Genomic DNA, 19,301 nt, shown 5'->3' with positions numbered 1-19,301 from the left:
CGCTTATTTCCTTCCAGCCAGGATCTCGTTTTGGAACCGCGCGATGATTGCCTGGCGGGTCGCTGAGCTTCCAGCCCAAGCGAAGTCAAAGTCGACGAGTTTCGCGCCCTGGAAAGGCTTCACGAGTTCATGGATCTTCGCGTTCTTGTTCGTCGGAACGTCGAAGTACTCCGAGGCAGCCAGGATCTCCTGGGATTGCGGCGTCACGGCCCAATCGAGGAAGCTGCGCGCGGCCTCAGGCTCGGGCGCATCCTTCAGCATGACTGCACAGAACAGGTCGTAGCCGGTTCCCTCCTTTGGCAGCGTCATCTCCAGCGGGAAGCCCTTGTCGATGCTGCCGAGGATATCGTGAGCGAAGAGAATGCCGACGCCGACCTCGCCGCGCCCGACGAGCTGCGTTGGACCGATGCCTGAGCGGGTATATTGCGATACGTTGGCATTGAACCGCTTCAGATAATCCCAGCCCTTCTCCTCGCCCATGACCTGCAGAACGGTTGTGAGGAAAGTGTAGCCGGTACCAGAGGTCGCCGGGCTCCCGAGACAGATCTGGCCAGCGAATTCCGGCCGCGTGAGGTCTTCCCAGCTCGTCGGAGCCTTGAGACCCTTCTCCTCCAGGAATTTCTTGTTCGAGGCAAAGCCGATGAAGTCGACGTCGATGCCTGTCCAATACCCTTCGGGATCCACGTACTTGGCAGGGATGTCTTCGATGCCCTTCGGCTTGTAGGGCTGCAGAAGGCCGTCTGCCTTCAGCGTCATCATCGACGGCAGGCCGATACCATATAGAACGCTCGCCTGCGGTCTGCTTTTTTCAGCGCGGATGCGGTTGACCGCCTCACCGGCCGAAAGGCGCAATAGCGTCGGCGAGATGCCCGTCTGCTTTTCGAAGGCGCCGGTGAGCGCTGCGCATGTCGGCTCGGGCGGCCCCATATACAAAGTGAGCTTTTTGGACTGCGCGAGCACGCCGGACGAAGGCAGCAGCGATGCCCCCATCAGCCCGCCAGCAAATTGTCGACGCGTTACCCTTATCATAGCGTACCTCCATGTACGTTTGTATTTTAATTTTGATCTTTGTTCAGCCAATGCCGCTTGTCAAGCTTCGGTCACAATCTTTGTGACAGCACGGCCGGTCGGCAAAATTCGGCGATTTTCACTTGATCAGCTGCACTCGCATCCCCGAGCCCCTTCGCGAGCAGGGCAGGATTTTCGCGGAGCAATTGTATATTTGAAGCGTGTTATGTTCTGATAAGAGCCCGTGTTGAATGACGGGGCCGCCTAGGCTACAAATCCGCTATGAGCCAAAACAAGACGCGAAAGAAGAACGCTGCAGCCGCGTCAGTCGAAGCCGAAAATGCCCCCATTCCGGCCGGGCGCCGCTCGGATCGCCTTAGACTTCGCGCTGCTTGGATGTATCACGTCGAAGAGATGACCCAGAGCGCCATCGCGGATGCCCTGGGAATTGGCCGCGTCACAGTCGTCCGGCTTCTATCGGATGCGAGAAACCTGCACGAAGTCCGCATTTCCCTCAGCAGGACCGTGTCCGAGTTGACGGCACTCGAAATGGCGCTTGAGCGAGCGTTCGGCATTCGGGAGGCTGTGGTCGCCCCCCTCTCCTCCCGGGATGCCGACCCGACCAGGCCGATTGCTGCCGCGACTGGCCAGTTCATCTCCGAGTTGCTTAAACCGGGCATGAAGATCGGGGTCGGGTGGGGCAAGACCCTGCTGCAGGCGCTCGATTTCATTAGCGATCGTCAGATCCCCGACATCTCGATCGTGTCGCTACTGGGCGGCATTGTGAGAGCTAAGCAGTACAACCCAACCGAATTCGCATGGCAGTTCTCCCGACTCCTTCAGGCGGAGTGTTTCCTGCTTCCCGCTCCGGCGCTGGTCGATAGCATTGAGACCAAGCGCGCGCTCGTCGAGCGTTGCGGACTATCCGAGATTTTCGAAGTAGGCAGCTCCCTCGACACCATCTTGCTCAGCGTCGGAGGCATGACGCCGGATGCGACCGCGTATCGGTTTGGCTATTTCTCTGAACAAGACAGGCTGTCCTTGATCAAGGAAGGTGCAGTCGGCGACTTGCTCTATTATTTTTATGGCCTCGACGGCCGTCTCGTGGAGCACCCCACCAACGAGCGCGTCATGGCGATCCCGATAGAAAGTCTCGCCTCGGCCCCGAACAGGATTCTCACATCGGGCGGCCCGAGCAAGGTCGACGCGATCATTGGCGCTATTCGGATGGTGAAGCCGACAGCCTTTATCACCGATGAAGTCACGGCTTCCTCGATCCTCAAAGCGGTCGGCGTACCCTCGCCCTAACCTCCCGGAGACCTCGACCGCCCCCCTATCGGCGTTGTGTTGCCCTCTCGTCGGAGCGCACACCACCTCAGCCTTGAAGCCGGTGTCTCCTGCCGTTCTTCAGGACCACCTCCTCCTTTAAATCACGTGACCTGGGCGCCCAAAGCGTGCCGGCAAGTGAATCTTCCTCGGCATCCAGGGCACCCGCGTGGCTGGCATGACCACAATCGGCAATATCGACGACCGCACCCCCGTGCAGGCAACTCACGCCGACGCCCCCTTCGGGCCAGCATTCACCATCGCGAGGCGAACTGGAGGGCCGGAAGGGCGCCAAAATCCGCGAGAGCGTGACTTCGTGACCTGGCTCCATGCACAATTCACGCCAGCACTGCGCAAGTGTTCTAGAAAGATTCTGCGGCAGCCTCTTACCGTTTGCGCCACTGAGGCCACCTCGAAGCGCACTGGGATCGGGCATATGGCACAGTCAGAACCTGGATCGCTTGGAGGCACTCGACAACCCATCAAAGCCAATGCTCGCATTGCATATGTGAACACATTGCTTGACCGACACACAAAAGTTCTCTAGCGTGACAGCAATCATTTAAGCGGAACAGAGGTATATTCGATGTCACGGGTGGCACAGCTAGGCTTGGCAGCTGAGCTCGCAGCGCGGGTGGAAAAATCCGGGCCGATCACAGTCGGCTTGGCTGGCGCAGGGCAGATGGGGACCGACATCGTCGTCGAGGTCGCGCTCATGCCCGGCGTGCGCATTGGTGCGATTTCCGAGGTTCGTCCGCAGGCCGCCCGTGACGCAGCTCTCTTGGCTGGCCATGCAGCCGAGGACGTGGTGAACGCATCGCGAGCCGCCGACATCGACCGCGCTATCGAAGCCTCCAAGATCGCGATCACCGACGACATGAACGCGCTCTGCGCTGCCGGACGGATCGACGTGGTGATCGACGCCACGGGCAACCCGAATGTCGGTACGCTTTTCGCCCTCGAAGCGATGAAGAACGGCAAGCACGTCGTAATGCTGAACGTGGAAGCCGACATCACTGTCGGGCGTTTCCTGAAGGAAGAGGCTCGCAAGGCCGGTGTAGTCTATACGGGCGCTGCCGGCGACGAACCTGCCTGCACGCTGGAGCTCGTCAGCTTCGCCCAGAGTCTGGGCTTCGAGATCGTGGCGGCCGGCAAGGGCAAGAACAACCCTCTCAAGTTCGACGCTATGCCTGCGGATTATGAAGAGGAAGCCCGCGCCCGCAACATGAATGCCCGCATGTTGGTAGAGTTCGTGGACGGGACCAAGACCATGGTCGAGATGGTCGCCGTTGCCAATGCCACCGGCCTTGTGCCGGATGTCCCCGGCATGCACGGCCCCAAGGCAACGCGCGAGGAACTGGCGCAGGTGCTGTGCACCAAGGAGGATGGCGGCATACTCAGCCGTTCGGGCGTCGTCGACTACTCCATCGGCAAGGGCGTCGCGCCGGGCGTATTCTGCATCGTGAAGCCGAAGCACCCACGCGTTCTGGAGCGCATGATCGACCTGAAGGTGGGCCCCGGCCCGTGCTTCTCGATCGTCCGTCCCTATCATCTGACCAGCCTGGAGACGCCGCTCTCAGCCGCCCGGGCCGTCGCTTTCGGCAAGCCCGACCTGCAGCCCCTCGATTATCCTGTCGCGGAATGCGTCTCCCTTGCCAAGCGGGACCTTCGGCCGGGCGAGATCCTAGGCAGGATCGGCGAGACGGATTACCGTGGTTTCGCCATGACCTGGAGCGATGCGCGCAGCACGCGCGCGCTTCCGCTGGGTCTCTCCGAGCGCGCCAAGGTTCTGAAGCCGATCAAGGCGGGCGAGCGGCTCACCTACGAGAACTGCCAGCCGGACGACTCCTTTGTCGTCACACAAATTCGCCGCCGCCTCGACGAAGCGGATGCGCGCTTCGCATCAGCTGTCTGAGATTGAATGGGCGCCCCTGAAGCGCTGCGCCCCCAACCGCCACGAGAACGGCCATGACTCAACCTACGACCGATAAGGCGGCTGCCCCGGCACGTGCCGCCAACCTGCCAGATGTTTACCGGCGTCTGTCCACGGACGCATTGCGCGAAGCGCTCCGCAAGATGCACCTCATCCGTCGTTTCGAGGAGAGCGCGGAAGAATCCTACATGCGCGGCTTGATCCATGGCACGATGCATCTTTCCATCGGTCAGGAAGCCAGCGCCGTCGGCATTTGCGCGCCCTTGACCGACGCCGACTACATCACCTCCACCCACCGCGGCCACGGCCATTGCATCGGCAAGGGCGCCGAGGTGAAGAAGATGCTTGCCGAGTTCTTCGGCAAGGAGGACGGCTATTGCCGTGGACGCGGCGGCTCCATGCACATTGCCGATGTCGGTAAGGGCAATCTCGGCGCGAATGGCATCGTCGGCGGAGGCATTCCGATTGCCGTCGGCGCGGCTCTGTCCGTTAAGAAGCAGGGCAAGGATTCCGTCGTCGTGTCGTTCTTCGGCGATGGCGCCAACAACGAAGGCGCGTTTCACGAGGCTCTCAACATGGCCTCTATCTGGAAACTGCCGGTGATCTTCGTTTGCGAGAACAATGGCTACGGCATGTCCACCTCGACGAAGCGTTCGACGGCTGTACCGAACATTGCCGATCGCGCCAGCGCCTACGCGATGCCGGGTGTCATCGTCGACGGCAACAATTTCGGTGCCGTTGCAGCTGCCTCCTTCGAAGCCTGTGACCGCGCTCGTCGCGGCGAAGGCCCGACGCTGATCGAGAGCAAGACTTACCGCATTCGCGGTCACTCGCGCTCGGATCGCAATCGCTATCGGACGAAGGAGGAAATCGAGGCCTGGCAGGCGCGCGATCCCATCGGGATCTTTGAGAAGGAACTGACGGAGCTGGGCCTGATCACGCCGGATGAGATCGAAAAAATTCGCGCCGAGGTCGAGGTTGAAATCGCCGAGGGTCTCGAATTCGCGAAAGCCAGCCCTTTGCCCTCGCCCTCCGACGTCACCCGCTATGTCTACACGAATTGAGTCTGCCATGGATGCGAATGTTCGCGAACTCAGCTATGCCCAAGCGATCCAAGAGGCGATGGCCATCGCCATGGAGGCCGATGAGCGCGTCTTCCTCATGGGCGAGGACATCGGCATTTATGGCGGCGCCTTCCAGGTGACCGGCGATCTGGTCCATCGCTTCGGCGAGGACCGGGTCATGGACACTCCCATTTCCGAACTCGGCGGCGCGGGTGTGGCAATTGGTGCGGCCGTCACCGGCATGCGCCCGATCTTCGAATTCCAGTTCTCGGACTTCGCGACGCTCGCCATGGAGCAGATCGTGAACCAGGCCGCCAAGATGCGCTACATGCTCGGCGGCAATGTCTCGGTGCCTCTCGTCATGCGCTTCCCAGCAGGCTCCGGCACCGGGGCTGCGGCCCAGCACAGCCAGAGCCTCGAGGCCTGGCTCGCTCATGTGCCCGGGCTGAAGGTGCTTCAGCCTTCGACGCCCCATGATGCCAAGGGGATGCTGCTTGCTGCCGTGGCGGATCCAGATCCTGTCATGATCTTCGAGCACAAGCTGCTCTACAAGATGAAAGGCCCGGTGCCCGAGGGCCACTACACCGTGCCGATCGGCAAGTCGGAAACGCGCCGTCACGGTCGCGATCTCACGATCGTCGCCACCTCTATCATGGTGCACAAATCGCTCGATGCTGCGGCTCAGCTCGCGGAAGAAGGCATCGACGTCGAGGTGATCGATCTGCGCTCGCTGCGTCCAATGGATACCCCGGCCATTATCGAAAGCGTGAAGAAGACCTCGCGGCTTCTCTGCGTCTACGAGGGCGTGAAAACCTTGGGAATCGGCGCGGAGATCAGCGCCGCCATCGTCGAGAGCGAGGCTTTCGACTACCTCGACGCGCCCGTGATGCGCCTGGGCGGCGCTGAGTCTCCTCTTCCGTATAATCCAGAACTCGAAAAGGCCGCGGTACCTCAGGTTCCCGATATCGTCGCTGCTGCGCGCAAGCTCGTTTGCAAGGAGGCCTGAAATGCCGACTGAAGTGATCCTGCCGCGCGTCGACATGGATATGGCGGCAGGCAAAGTCTCGCGCTGGTTTGTCAAGGAAAACGCCAAGGTCGAAAAGGGCCAGGTGATCTTCGAGATCGAGACCGACAAGGCTGCGATGGAGATCGAGGCTCCGGTCTCCGGCATCATCCGCGACATGACGGGCGAGGAAGGGCTCGAAGTGCCGGTCGGCAGCGTGGTTGCCATGATTTACGGCGAACACGAGGCGTATAAGGGCCCGGTGCATGCCGCGCCCGAACTGCCCGTCGACATTCCGACCGCCACTGGCGCGCCCGCCGAGGCCGCGCTCCCCGCTGAGATATCACCGGCTTTGGCGCCCGCCGCACCGTCGAGCGCATGGGTGCCTGCCGCCATTGGGTCGAATGCCACCCGCGCCACTCCGCTGGCTCGCCGCCTCGCCCGTGAGCATAGGATCGAGCTGAGCGGGCTGCGCGGATCGGGACCTCGTGGACGCATCCAGTACAGCGATGTGCTGGAGCATATCGATGCCACGAACTCCAGCGCATTCACACAAGAGCGCCCTGCTGCTCCCGCGACACGTCGCTCCTGCCGGGTTCCCGCGAGGCAAAATGCGGCTTCCGCTCCGCGCGAATCCGGACCTCTACACCGTGTGTGGCTGCGCCAGGGAACAGGCACACCGCTCGTGCTGATCCATGGTTTCGGTTCCGACTTGAACAGCTGGCGTCCCGCCCTTCCCTCCATGCCCGCTGATCGACCGATCCTCGGGATCGATCTGCCCGGGCACGGACGCTCTCCCCTTTCCGACGAGAACTCGCTCGACGATCTCGCCTCATCGGTCCTGGACACCCTCCTCAGCGAAGGCGTCGATACCCTTCATCTCATCGGTCATTCCCTCGGCGCTGCTGTTGCAGCAACGGTTGCAGCCCAGTCCCAACTGGACATCCGTTCTTTGATGCTGCTGTCACCGGCAGGGCTCGGGCCCGATATGAATGGCGCCTTCATCTCCGGTATCCTGCGTGCCACGAGCGAGGCTAGCTTGGCTCCGTGGGTTCGTGAGCTCGCCTTCGATGAACGCAGCCTTGGCGCATCCTTCGTGAGCGCAACCCTCCGGGCACGCACCGGCGATCTGACGCGATCACAGGAGCGGCTCGCGGCCCATCTCTTCCCGGATGGCACCCAGGCCTTCAGTATCCGCCACCTGTTTGAGCACTTCGACTGGCCGGTAAAGGTCGTATTTGGCACGGAGGACCGGGTCATCCCGGCCCGTCACGCAACGGGCCTGCCTGGCGCGGTTGCCGTCCACATGTTCCCAGCGACAGGTCACATGCCGCAGCTCGAGCAGAAGCGTGCAGTGGGGCGGCTTGCGGCCGAACTCGCAGGCCTCGGATAAGTCATGCCGCCGGCCGCGCATACTGGTCGGCGATTTTTCTTCGCCTGACCCGACGAATCGAACGATAATGCCCCGCGCCAGGCGGGGCATTACGCTTTCTGGCTTGTGTTTTCGATGCGGGATTCGTTCAGGTACGCCCGCTCACGGACAACGAAAGATCGTCCCGACGATCCTTGGTGCTCTGATTCCTGAGCCGCGACTCCGCAAGATCGCCCTGGGCTTCTAGCAGCGGGTAAGCCGTGGCCGTAAGGTGGCCGTGGATGCGCTTGAGGTCTCGGATGATGTCGATATGGATGGAGCTGGTCTCGATCGACTCAGGCCTGCCATCCTTCAGGCGCACGAAGTGGCTCTCGGTCGCGTTGCGCTCCGCCGCGCGCATGGCGCTTTTGTCGGCAAAGAGCCTGCGGGCCAAGCCGACATCGCGCGTGGCGAACACATTGGCGGCAAGACGCATCGTCTCGATGACACGCGCGTGGAAGGCACGGATGTCTTCCAACCCTTCGGCGGAGAACGAGAGTTGTCGTCTCACCTTCTTGGCGGCAAGCCCCAGGAGGTTCTTATCGATGATGTCGCCGATATGTTCCAGATTGGTCGTGAAGGTCAGGATCTCCAAGAGGCGACGACTTTCCTCTTCCGTCATCGGCGCCTTCGAAGCCTCGACGAGGTAGAGCTTGATGGCTTCGTGTAAACGGTCGACGGTGTCGTCCGCCTTCTCGATATCCTTCAGCGGTATCTGATCGTTGCCTTCGATGGCGGCGATCACATCGTGCAGCATGGTGGCGACCAGGTCTCCCATGCGCAACGACTCGCGCAATGCGCATGCAAGTGCCTCGGACGGCGTGTCGAGCACGCTCCTCTCCAAATGGCGCGGTTTGCCTTCGTCGCCCGCGCCCGCGGGCTCGTCGCCCCACCGCTGCAGAAGATTGGCAAGAACGCCGACGAAAGGAAGGCCAAGAAGTGCAACGCCGAGATTGAAGGCCGTGTGGAAAAGGACCACGCTTCGCGCCGCGTCCTCAACGAAGGAGGACGTCCATTCGGCAGCATAGTCGACGAAAGGCACGACGGCGAGACCGACAACCCCGCGCATGAGGAGGTTGCCCAGAGGCACACGACGTGCAGCAGGCGGCGAACCAGCAAGCGCTACCCAGGGAGCAAAGGCGCCGCCGATATTGGCCCCGAGCACAAGGGTGAGCGCCACCGACACTGGAATAACACCGCTTCCCGCTAGCGACATCACGAAAAGAACGATGGCAAGACTGGAATGGGCCGCCCAGGTCAGAAGCGCCGCGATGCCGAGCGCAATGAGTGGCTCTGCGCCTACAGCCCCGAGGACGACGCGCAAGGTGGGTGCCTCGCGCAGCGTAACGGCGGCCACGCTTAGTTCCTGCAGAGCCAAGAGAAGAAAACCAAGGCCGATGATCGCACGTGCGGCGCCCGCCGCGCTTTCGCGGCTGCTGTAAAGAACGTATCCGCCCGCGACGAGAACCGCCCAGAGCCATTTGATGTCGAAGGCCAGGAGTTGTGCCGCGAGCGTGGAACCAACGTCGGCGCCCAACATCACGGCCAGCGCAGCCGACAGCCCAATGATGCCTTGCCCAGCAAAAGAACCGATGACGAGCGCCATGGCAGTGCTCGACTGCAACAGCGTCGTTGCGATCAGGCCGCTAAAGAAAGCCGCGATGCGGTTTCGCGACGATAAGGCAACCAGCCTCCGCAATTCGGCTCCAAGCGCCTGGGTCACGCCCGTGCGCACCATGCGCACCCCCCATAAGAGAAGGGCGACACTGCCAATCATTTGGATGAGCGTCCGGGTTGCGTCCATTGCGTGTGTCTGATTTGATTTGCCGACTAAGTTGACTGTTAAAGTGCAGCTGGCACTCCGAATGCAAGTCCTTTTAGGTAAATGACAACAAGATTTCATTCACACGCCCAAAAAGGGCATGCCCGTCCGGCGCGTTAAACCCGCCACAGCCGTCATTTTGGGTATGACGGCTGTCCCGGAACTGGTTCCATCGTGGCCTAAACCGCCTCTTGCACCTTCGACGGTGGGGAAATCGCTAAGAGAGCATCGGGCTTAAGCGGTGCTTCACCGAACCAGCTCAAGCGATTGATGGTGACATGTCCGCCGTCGATGGCTTCGTTCTCGTCTCCCGGCGTCGTGCTGTGGGGCCGCCCACGCGGAACCACGAGGACGACCGTGTCGCCATCTGAGGAGATCACCTCCGCCGAATTCCCGATCTTATCGCGGCCGATCTTCGGCTGCCGGATCGGCGCCGGCAGATCCTCCGGCAGATTGATGCTCAGAAAGTGCCCCTCAGTCGCCCAGACGTCGCGGTTCTGCCAGAGCCCCCGGATCAGGTCGGCCATCCACGGTACGTCCTGATCGGTGATCCTGGGATTCTTCACCCGCGAGAACCCGATCGCGGGAATGCCCCAAAAGGTCGCCTCCCGGGCGATGCCGAGTGTGCCCGAGTACGCCAAATCCTCTGCCACGTTGCGACCGTCGTTCACGCCCGACAGCACAAGGTCCGGGCGCTTGTCCCCGTTGAAGAGCCAGGTCATGGCCGTCACGACGCAATCGGCGGGCGTGCCGGAGCACGAATATCGGCGCTCCGACAGGCGCGTCATCGTCAATGGACGTGCAATCGTCAGCGATGAACTGCCCGCAGTGCGCTTCCCATCGGGAGCGACGACCCACACGTCATCCGAAAGCGTGCGGGCGACCTCACCGAGAAACGCGATACCGGGCGCTTCCACGCCGTCATCGTTGCAGACCAGGATTCTCATGAGATCGCTCCTTCAAGCAAAGTGAGACTCTGGCCCGTGCGGACATCCGTGCGTAGCGAAGTAATGTGATGGCCGAGCTCTTCGAGCATGAACGGTGAGCAAGAGTGACCGAGGGTCTGAGGCTCGCCGGCCTTTTGCCAGACATCGAGGTTGCCCGACAGGGTCGGATGCGTCGGCATGCGGATCCAGGATGCGCGTCCGCTGCGATAGAGCAGGTCGCCGGGGGAAGAGGCCGGAAGATGCCCGGTCAACAGCACCGGATAGCCGCTCGCATCGGCATGCGGGATCAGCGTTGCAGAAGGACCGGCTGTTCCCATGCCGTCGTCGGCGAGCAACGGGCAGTCAGGCAATGGGTCGCCGTCGTGCCAGTCGATAGCTACAGCGAGTTGCTGCTTCAACCTCTCGACAGCCTTGGGATACAGGGCCTCTCTCGCTGCAATTTGGATCATCAAAGCCTGGCGCATGCTGGCATGAATTGCGAAGCGCCTCGGCATCACCGCCAGCAACTCCAAGGACCGACCGAATAATGGCGTCGGCAGCAGACATCCCTTCGGATGCTCGGTAACCCAGGCGGCGATCTCATCGGCCCTTGCAGCGCCGGAAACCGGATCTGCACCGTAGGAGGCATCGAGGATGAGCAGGTCGCAGGACGGCAGCGGATCCATCACAAACACTTTGCTGTCGGGCAAGATGTCTGCGGAATAGACGATGGTCTCTTCCCCATTGCCGACAGCAAACCATACACCGCCGACCACATGCCCCGAACGTCCGGTGCGAATGGTCAAATCGCCAACGGTCAGCGTGTCACCGGGCTTGAACAGTTCAACCCGGTCGCTGGGAAAGGGAAACAGTTCCAGCTGCGCTGGATCTGCATAATGCGCGAGGGTTGCTGGGGCTTCTTCGCGGGTCTCCTCGGTCATGAAGATCGGGCCGCAATAGCCTTCGGCCAGCAGCCAGGACAGGGCACCAACGTGGTCCTCGTGAGCATGGGACAGGAAAAGCGCCTCGATGGTCCCAACCTCTCGACCGATGACCGGGTAATATTCTTGTCCGGAAGCCCCCACCTTGATCCCGACATCGAGCAGAATATGGCTCCTCGCTGAGCGGAGCGCGACGCTTGTGCGCCCCTTCTCACCGAAACCGCCGTGAAGATCGACCTGCATCATGGGGCGTTCCTCGCCTCTGGGATCAGCCAGCCGGTCCGAATGCGCACACGTGCTTCGACACCCGCTACGAGGGTCACAGGATCGGCCTGCTCAAGATGCAAATTGAGATCCGGCCGCTCGACGGGCGACAGTTCGACTCGGGCACGGCCGCCCTGATAAACAACCCGCTTGATGGCGACCGGAATGCCATCCTCACTTGGTCCCACGGCCTCGAGTTCCGGCGAGCGGCAACACAGCTTCGCAGCGGCGCGCGGACTCTCATCCGGGCGGCAACGCACCAGCACTTCGTGGCCCAGCACGCGGACGCGACAATGCCCGGCCTCCGCAGCCGTCAGGACGTCGGCAGGCAGGATGATGCCTTGCGAAATGAAGGATGCGACCATCTCGTTTGCCGGCTCGCGATAGAGTTCGCGTGGAGGAGCAAGCTGCGCGAGGCGGCCCTCGTCCATCACGGCAATCCGATCCGCAAGGGCCATGGCTTCCGCCTGATCATGCGTGATGTAGACTATGGTGGTACCGGTTCGTTTATGGAAATCAGCGAACTCATCTTCCATCGCCGCACGCAGGTGGACGTCTAGGTTGGCGAGCGGCTCGTCGAAGAGGACGAGCGACGGCGCGGAGACGAGACAACGAGCCAAGGCCACGCGCTGGCGCTGGCCACCGGAGAGATTAGCCGGACGCCGGTCGCCATAGCCGGTGAGATTGACGAGTGAAAGCGCTTCGGCAACGCGGCGGTCGCGCTCCGCGCGAGAGACCTTCGCGACCTTTAAGCTGTATCCTACGTTTTCCGCGACAGTCATATGCGGCCAGAGGGCATAGTTCTGGAATACGATGCCAACCCGGCGCTTCTCCGGGGGGAGGTTACGCTCCGGTGTCGACATCGTCTCACCGCCGATGATGATGCGTCCGTCGGTGACCTTCTCGAAGCCGGCCACCATTCGAAGTAGGGTTGTCTTACCGCAACCCGAGGGCCCCAGAACCGCCAGGAACTCTCCATCGGCAACATTGATGGAAACGTTGGAGAGTGCCTCATAATCGCCGAAGCGTTTGCTGACCCGATCAATGGTTAGTCCCGCCATGGGAGAACTCCGTTCGGCAAGTGACGTGCAAGGAAATTAGAAGCAAGCATCAGCAGCAACGTAAGTGCCACGGTCATCGTCGAGATCGCCGCCGCATAGCTCGAATCGCCGCCCTGCTCGAAGGAGAAGATCACGACGCCGATGGTCTCCGAGCCGGAAGCCCACAGCAATGCGGACACCGTGAGCTCACTGAACGCCGTCATGAAGATCAGAAGCCCGCCAGCAACGGCCACCGGTGCTACCATTGGAAAGATGATCGTGCGCAGCCGCATCACGAACCCGGCGCCAGCAACCTGCGCGGCCTCCTCCAGAGAGCGGTCGATCTGATGGAATCCACTCACCGTCGGACGCAATGCCAGCACCATGAAGCGCGCGAGGTAGGCGTAGAGGATGATCCAAACCGTGTTGTAGATCCGAAGATCGATCAGCGGGATCGGCTTGAGGAACATCAGCAAGGCTGCAATCGCCAGTACCACACCTGGGAGCGCGTACGGCAGCTCCACGGTCAGGTTCAGCACCTTGCTCCACCAAGACGTACGCCAAGCGATAAAATAGCCGAGCGGCACCGCCACCAGAACGGCGAAGACCGCAGCGGCGACGGAAAGAACCGAGCTGTTAAAGAAGGCGCTCTTGGCAGCCGCGTGATCGAACAACACGAAGGAATAGTTGGACAGGGTTACGGTCTTGAACGACAGCGGAATACCGTAACCCGGCACAAGGGATGTCAGGAACAACCCCAGCATCGGCAACACCAGAATGGCGCAAATGATCAGCCACATGATCGCCTCGACGAGCACGCGATAGCGTCCAAGCTCGAAGGGCTCGACTGGCAACGATGTGGTCGCGATCCGGTAATCGCGCCGGCGGCTGATGATATCTTGCGCGACGATGCCGACCATAGCGATAACGCCGATCAGAACCGAAAGAAACGCCACTTCCGCCAGCGCTGAGGGCCCGGCCCCGGCAAGGCGCTGATAAATCAGCGTCGGCAGAACGAGATAGTTGGCCGGAATTCCGAGGAAAGCCGGAATGCCGAAGTTGCCGACGCAGGAAACAAACACCAGTGCGGATGCGCCAATGATAGAAGGCGTCATCAAAGGCAGCACGATTGTTCTGAGCACGGTCCAGCGGCTGGCGCCCCCAGCCAAACCTGCCTCCACCAGCTCGCGCGGCAACTTGCGCAGACCTGCGCGAACCATCAGGAACACCAGCGGCCCGTACTGCACGCCCAGCAGCAGAATGATGCCCTGCGCCGAATACAGAGGATTGCGGCTTCCCAAAGGAGGAGCGATGCCGAGCAACTTCAGCAGAGGGCTCGCCGGGCCGAACAGCTGCAGCCACGCGAGGGCCGTCACCTGAGGCGCGATCATCAAGGGCGTCACGAAGCAGAGCACGAAGGCGCTGCGCCCGCGAACGTCAGTCAGTGAAATGAGGATGGGCACGGCGGTTCCGAAGAGCACCGCCAAAGCGGTGCCTCCGAAACCGACCACAAGAGAGTGCCAGGTTGCGGTCCACGTGGCGGGATTCGACAACCCGGCTTCGACAGCCGCAATCGACAGACGACCGCCTGGTGCAATGATCTCTTGCACCAGACGAAGCATGGGAAGGATCGACAGGATGACGACGATCGCGACCACGAGTCCCGTCAACACCCATTCCGATGGAAAGCCTCTTTTTATTGAAGCAGGTATGACGAGGTCGGACGAGTTCCGCACGCCACCGATCGATCCGGCCATGAAAAAGGCTCCTTAGCCGCCGAACAGATTCGAGAACTTTTTCTTGTCGTCCTCGGTCCGCTCCAGGACTGCCTTGATGTCAATCGGCATGATCTTGATCTTGGCGTTTTCAGGCAGCCAGGACGGACGTCCCGCGCTTTCCTTTGCGGGCAGATAGCCCTGTGAAAGAGCCAGCTTCTGGCCTGCATCCGAGAGGATGAAGTCCACGAACTTCTTCGCGGCGGCCGGGTTCTTCGCCGTGGACATGATAGCGACCGGCTCGGTGACAGCGGGAACGCCCTCCTCGGGGAACACGAACTCGATCGGGGAGCCTTTGGCCTTGGCATTGAGAGCCATGAAGTCGACGAGGATACCGTAAGGCTGTTCACCACTCGCCACAGACTTCAGCACCGCGCCGTTACCACGGACCGCGATGGTGTCGTTGGCTTTCAGCTTTTCGAAATAGCCCCACCCCAGCTCCGGTTTCACGGCAAAACCCGACAGCTGATACGCAGCGGCCCCCGAGTAGAGCGGGCTCGGCATGACGAGCATACCCTTATAGGCAGCGTCTGTCAGATCCGACCAGTGCTTCGGCTTCTTACTGGCACCGGTATTGTAGGCGATGCCGGTGGTGATGAGCTTGCTGCCGAAATAAGTCTTGTCGGCGTCATAGCTCTCGGCAGGAAAGCCTGCGATATTCGCTTCTTTGTAGGCTGCAAGACGCTTGTCTTTTTTCAGGAGCTCCATGCTCACTGCATCGGCGATGAACAGAACGTCGGCTTGTGGAGCGCCTGCCGCGAACTCCGCGGCGAGTTTGCTGAGGATATCGCTGGTGCCGGACCGGTACACCTGAACATCGATACCCGGGTTGACCTTGCGAAATTCCTCGATGGTCTTTGAAGCATCTGCCTCCGGCTGGGAGGTGTAGAGCATCAGCGTTTCCGCTTGTGCGGCAGAGACGACCAAGCTTGCAGTAAGGGCCAACGATGCGAGCCGCACGCCCTTCAAAATATGGATCATAGCGTCCTCCTGTTGTTACACGATATCGATATCGCCATTTGAAAATATCGATTCGCAAATTCTTATTGGCTCCACCGTCACGTTTGATGACAGCGCGGAAGAACGTTATTGTTCATTTGTTCACTGTCAAGAACAAATGAACAGGACGCTGCGGAAGGCTAGCGACAGGACCGAACGGCAAGCGGTCTTTGAAGGGATGCAAAGGGATGCCATCACCTAAGACAAAGAACGAAGAACTGGGACCGCCGCTGGTTTCATCGGATTTGGCTGTAAAGACCGCGTGGCTCTATTTCGTAGAAGGCTTCACGCAGGAGCAGATTGCGGAAAAGCTTGGCGTAACGCGGATCAAGGTGATGCGGACGCTCGCCGCCTGCATATCCGATGGCATTGTCACGACGACTATCAACACTCCGACGGCAAGCCAAATCCGACTGGAGCGAGAGCTCGAAAAGCACTGGGGACTTGCCGCGGCGGTCGTTGTACCGACACCCAGCGACGAAGGAAGCCTTGAAAAGGCGATCGGCCACGCCGTTGCGTCTTACGTGGGGGAGCAAATGAAGGATGGCGCAACGCTCGCCATCGGCGGCGGCGCGACTCTCTATGCCAGCTTGGCCTTCCTGCCCCGGCGCCAACTTAAAGGCGCGACAGTCGCGGCCCTCGTTGGCAGCTTACCGCACTCGCAATGGATTAATCCCTCGATCGTCGCAGTAAAAGTGGCGGAGGCCCTTGGCGCCGACAGCTACCAGATCACGGCGCCGGTCATCGTCGATGACCCCGAACTACGGGACCGCCTGTGGTCGCAGCCGACCCTGCGATTTGCCCGGGCTCGGGCGGAAGCGGCGGATATCGCCCTCCTCACGGTCGGCGACGTTTCGCCGGAGGCTACCATTTTCAGACATGGCATTGTCCCGTCCGATCTCATCAACCCGTTAAAGGACCAGGGTGCCGTCGCTAATATTCTGTGCTTCTTTGTAACTTTCGATGGACGCCTCGTTGACCACGACATCAATCGCCGGGTCATGGCAATCGGCCTTGATGCGGTCAGCAGAATCCCGAATGTCGTCCTCGCCGCCGGTGGCAACAAGAAAGTCGAGGCAATTCGGGCGGCTTTAAAGGCGGTCTCGGTTCAGGTCCTGATTACTGACAGCGAGACGGCAACCGCGCTCCTCGATGAGGCATGATATCGCTCTCGCTATAATCTTTAATCCTGTCGGCGCTCAGATCAGCCCACGTTCGCAAAAGAACTCATCCAAGCCGACATTCCTTGTGGCCTCAAACTCGTCGACGGCATCGCGGACGCGGCTACGCTGCAGCCCCAAGAAAGCGAAGATCTGCCCCATCTCTGATGAGACCCCGAAGCGCTTCCATCGTTCTGTAATATGATCCGGCAAGCCGACGTCACGGCAAAAACTCTCAAGATCGGGATAACCAAGATCCTGCACGATGGCGCTGACATCGGTGGGGGACAGGCGCGGCTCAATCGCATGATCGACGAAGCGCTGCGCCACAAGCCTCAGATCGGTTGGAGTCGGCAGCGTAACAATCGCCTTCGCCAGCACCTGCCTGAGATCGCTCGAATTAGATGGCTTCACTTACCCCCTCCCAGACCCGGAAACGTGATATTGTGCATGTTTGGAGCTAAATGTGAGCCACTCTTTGAAGCAAAGCAAGGACCAAAACTACCAGGCGTCGTCCACACTAACGGGCATTGGACAGGATTTGGGACTCAACGGAGCACGGTTTTCAGGACGATGTCGCGGTAACTCCTGGTCAGGAGTGCGAGGAATACGCAGCGTGACGCGTTTCGGGTGTTCTGCCCGATAGGGCGCTTGACAAGCCGCGCGCCCCCCGCATTAACGGATCAATGTAAGATAGTTTACAAGCGGAACCGTCCTGATGAAACACGAAGCCGCATTGCGACACCAGGGCGACGACCTCAGTGCAAGGCAGCAGCTTGTGCTGAAAGCCGTCCAAGAGCAAGGCTTCGCCACCATCGAAGCGCTCGCGCGCCAGTTCGGTGTGTCGAACCAAACCGTACGTCGAGATATCATCCAACTTGAAAAGGCCCACCTGCTGCAACGCTTCCACGGCGGCGCTGGCCTCCGGGACAACTCGGTGCGCCTCGGCTATGCGCAAAAGCAGGTCATAGCCATCAATGGCAAAGAACGAATTGGACGTGCCGTAGCCCACCGAATTCCAGATGGGGCATCCGTATTCCTCGACGTGGGCACGACAGTCGAGGCCGTCGCCCGCGCGCTCCTGGTGAAGAACGGCTTGCAAGTTTTCACCTGCAGCGCCGCCGTCGCGATGCTGTTCACGGATCATCCGCGCATCGAGGTCTTCGTCACGGGCGGCGCGCTGCGCGGCCCCAACGGATCACTTGTCGGAAGCGTTACTATCGATCAGATCGGCCTTTTCAAAGTCGACTTCACGATTATGAGTTTTGCGGGCTTTGACACCGATGGCGCGCCGATGGATTTCGACCTGCAAAAGATCGCTGTCAGACAGGCTAGCCTCGCCCATTCGAGAAGCGCGATCGCGGTCGCCGATTCATCAAAATTCGACAGGACAGCAGTGGGTCGCCTTGCCCCCCTGTCCTCCTTCGACATTCTCGTCACGGATGCAGAGCCACCGGAAGCGTTACGGAGATGTCTCATCGAAGCTGGAACGAAATGTATCGTCGCAACCGACTGATACTCTCCCTCTACTACAAGTCCGCTTGATCATTTGTTTCCAGTGTGATTGATTTCTCTCAGAAATGATAAAAGGCCGGTCAACGGCAGGTTATTTTGGGAGGATCTCATGCTACGGACAATTCTGTCCGTTGTTGCGACGCTGTGTGTCGCAACAGCGGTTCAAATCGGCGCCGCAGAGGCGCAGAACTGCGCCAGTCGGGGCACGCTCGATGCTCGCTATTGTGACGCTGATGGCGACCTTCTGGCCGATGTGCCAAAGGACAAAAGTGGCTGGAAGAATCCCGACACGCTGATTTTCAGCTACACGCCGGTCGAGGATCCCTCAGTCTATGAGAATGTCTTCGAAGATTTCATGACCCACCTTGGCAAAGTAACCGGCAAGCGCGTGCGCTGGTTCGCGGCTGAATCCTACGCTGCCCAAATCGAAGCCATGCGATCCGGGCGGCTGCACATCGCCGGTGTTGCCAGTGGCGCAACGCCCTACGCAGTCAATCTTGCGGGTTTTCGGCCTCTCGTCGCCATGGAAAAGAAGGATGGTACGATCGGCTACACGCTCCAGCTCATTGTCCCGGCCGACAGTTCCATCAAATCGGTCGCTGATCTCAAGGGCAAGCGCGTTGCGCATGTGGCCCCTTCCTCGAATTCGGGAGACACCGCACCGCGCGTCCTGTTCAAAGAGAAGGGTATCCAACCCGGAACCGACTATGAGGTTCTCTTCTCGGGGAAACACGACAACTCGATCATGGGCGTTGTGAACAAGGATTATGACGCAGCGCCCATCGCATCCAATGTGATGGAACGCATGGTGGCTCGTGGCATGTTCAAGGCCGATGCGGTCCGTATCGTGTACGAGTCGAACCCGTTTCCCCGCACCGCCTTTGGCGTGGCGCACGACCTCAACCCTGAACTCCAGCAGAAAATCCAAGAGGCTTTCCTCACCTTCGATTTTCTGAACTCGAAACTCGCAAAGGAGTTCAAAGACGAGAAAGGTTTCAAGAAGATCGACTACAAAGACGCCTGGTCTGATATCCGCACCATTCAGAAGGAGACCGGCGTTACATATACGCAGGATGGCCTTTCCAAGTTGAAGGGCGATTGATGGCACACGTGT

General features: G+C 60.4%; 17 protein-coding genes. 9 read left to right on the top strand and 8 right to left on the bottom strand.

Translation table 11 applies throughout. The features are described from left to right. Window positions 1-3: 3 nt before the first annotated feature. The gene (locus I2H38_RS00865) at window positions 4-1,029 is read right to left on the bottom strand and encodes an ABC transporter substrate-binding protein (protein ID WP_196269911.1); all 1,026 of its coding nucleotides are present in this window, start codon (window positions 1,027-1,029) and stop codon (window positions 4-6) included. Between the two features lie 393 nt (window positions 1,030-1,422). Between I2H38_RS00865 and I2H38_RS00860 the strand changes: the two genes are divergently transcribed. The 5 genes from I2H38_RS00860 to I2H38_RS00840 all read left to right on the top strand — a co-directional run bounded on the left by I2H38_RS00860 (window position 1,423) and on the right by I2H38_RS00840 (window position 7,727). After that, window positions 1,423-2,316: a sugar-binding transcriptional regulator gene (locus I2H38_RS00860; RefSeq protein WP_229426483.1), complete on the top strand. Its 894-nt coding sequence runs from the start codon at window positions 1,423-1,425 to the stop codon at window positions 2,314-2,316. 604 nt (window positions 2,317-2,920) lie between these two features. Next, window positions 2,921-4,249: an NAD(P)H-dependent oxidoreductase gene (locus tag I2H38_RS00855; protein ID WP_196269909.1), complete on the top strand. Its 1,329-nt coding sequence runs from the start codon at window positions 2,921-2,923 to the stop codon at window positions 4,247-4,249. Window positions 4,250-4,302: 53 nt separating this feature from the next. Further along, on the top strand, window positions 4,303-5,331 hold the full coding sequence (locus I2H38_RS00850) for a thiamine pyrophosphate-dependent dehydrogenase E1 component subunit alpha (RefSeq protein ID WP_196269908.1): 1,029 nt from the start codon (window positions 4,303-4,305) through the stop codon (window positions 5,329-5,331). Window positions 5,332-5,338: 7 nt separating this feature from the next. Next, a complete protein-coding gene (locus I2H38_RS00845) occupies window positions 5,339-6,337 on the top strand; it encodes an alpha-ketoacid dehydrogenase subunit beta (protein WP_196269907.1) in 999 nt (332 codons plus the stop codon). Between the two features lies 1 nt (window position 6,338). Further along, on the top strand, window positions 6,339-7,727 hold the full coding sequence (locus I2H38_RS00840; protein WP_196269906.1) for an acetoin dehydrogenase dihydrolipoyllysine-residue acetyltransferase subunit: 1,389 nt from the start codon (window positions 6,339-6,341) through the stop codon (window positions 7,725-7,727). 127 nt (window positions 7,728-7,854) lie between these two features. Here I2H38_RS00840 and I2H38_RS00835 read toward each other — a convergent pair whose 3' ends face one another. From I2H38_RS00835 to I2H38_RS00815, 5 genes are all read right to left on the bottom strand, one after another. Further along, window positions 7,855-9,549 (bottom strand): Na/Pi cotransporter family protein, encoded by a 1,695-nt coding sequence (locus I2H38_RS00835; RefSeq protein ID WP_210324632.1) that lies wholly within the window; start codon window positions 9,547-9,549, stop codon window positions 7,855-7,857. Between the two features lie 197 nt (window positions 9,550-9,746). After that, window positions 9,747-10,514: a 5'/3'-nucleotidase SurE gene (locus I2H38_RS00830; protein WP_196269904.1), complete on the bottom strand. Its 768-nt coding sequence runs from the start codon at window positions 10,512-10,514 to the stop codon at window positions 9,747-9,749. After that, the gene (locus I2H38_RS00825) at window positions 10,511-11,680 is read right to left on the bottom strand and encodes an MBL fold metallo-hydrolase (protein ID WP_324617321.1); all 1,170 of its coding nucleotides are present in this window, start codon (window positions 11,678-11,680) and stop codon (window positions 10,511-10,513) included. The genes I2H38_RS00830 and I2H38_RS00825 overlap by 4 nt, the downstream gene beginning before the upstream one ends. Beyond that, on the bottom strand, window positions 11,677-12,759 hold the full coding sequence (locus I2H38_RS00820) for an ABC transporter ATP-binding protein (protein ID WP_196269903.1): 1,083 nt from the start codon (window positions 12,757-12,759) through the stop codon (window positions 11,677-11,679). The genes I2H38_RS00825 and I2H38_RS00820 overlap by 4 nt, the downstream gene beginning before the upstream one ends. Next, window positions 12,747-14,360, bottom strand: coding sequence for an ABC transporter permease (locus I2H38_RS00815; protein WP_229426516.1), 1,614 nt, complete (start codon window positions 14,358-14,360; stop codon window positions 12,747-12,749). Before I2H38_RS00815 ends, I2H38_RS00820 begins: the two co-directional genes overlap by 13 nt. A 16-nt stretch (window positions 14,361-14,376) precedes the next feature. On the opposite strand from I2H38_RS00815, the gene I2H38_RS21190 reads away from it, so the two are divergent. Further along, window positions 14,377-14,511 (top strand): hypothetical protein, encoded by a 135-nt coding sequence (locus I2H38_RS21190; protein ID WP_267875941.1) that lies wholly within the window; start codon window positions 14,377-14,379, stop codon window positions 14,509-14,511. Here I2H38_RS21190 and I2H38_RS00810 read toward each other — a convergent pair. Next, window positions 14,508-15,494 (bottom strand): ABC transporter substrate-binding protein, encoded by a 987-nt coding sequence (locus I2H38_RS00810; RefSeq protein WP_196269901.1) that lies wholly within the window; start codon window positions 15,492-15,494, stop codon window positions 14,508-14,510. The genes I2H38_RS21190 and I2H38_RS00810 overlap by 4 nt on opposite strands. Window positions 15,495-15,700: 206 nt before the next feature. On the opposite strand from I2H38_RS00810, the gene I2H38_RS00805 reads away from it, so the two are divergent. Next, window positions 15,701-16,675: a sugar-binding transcriptional regulator gene (locus tag I2H38_RS00805; protein WP_196269900.1), complete on the top strand. Its 975-nt coding sequence runs from the start codon at window positions 15,701-15,703 to the stop codon at window positions 16,673-16,675. A 36-nt stretch (window positions 16,676-16,711) separates the two neighbouring features. Here the strand turns inward: I2H38_RS00805 and I2H38_RS00800 are convergent, their stop codons facing one another. Then, window positions 16,712-17,053: a hypothetical protein gene (locus I2H38_RS00800; protein WP_196269899.1), complete on the bottom strand. Its 342-nt coding sequence runs from the start codon at window positions 17,051-17,053 to the stop codon at window positions 16,712-16,714. 337 nt (window positions 17,054-17,390) lie between these two features. Here I2H38_RS00800 and I2H38_RS00795 point away from each other — a divergent pair, with 337 nt between their 5' ends. Together I2H38_RS00795 and phnD are read left to right on the top strand one after the other, a co-directional pair. Continuing rightward, window positions 17,391-18,188: a DeoR/GlpR family DNA-binding transcription regulator gene (locus I2H38_RS00795; RefSeq protein WP_196269898.1), complete on the top strand. Its 798-nt coding sequence runs from the start codon at window positions 17,391-17,393 to the stop codon at window positions 18,186-18,188. 108 nt (window positions 18,189-18,296) lie between these two features. After that, the gene (gene phnD / locus I2H38_RS00790; protein WP_196269897.1) at window positions 18,297-19,289 is read left to right on the top strand and encodes a phosphate/phosphite/phosphonate ABC transporter substrate-binding protein; all 993 of its coding nucleotides are present in this window, start codon (window positions 18,297-18,299) and stop codon (window positions 19,287-19,289) included. Window positions 19,290-19,301: the final 12 nt, after the last annotated feature.

This window comes from Microvirga alba (genome assembly GCF_015694465.1).
Classification (GTDB): Bacteria; Pseudomonadota; Alphaproteobacteria; order Rhizobiales; family Beijerinckiaceae; genus Microvirga; species Microvirga alba.
This window is presented reverse-complemented; position numbering and strand designations above follow the sequence as displayed.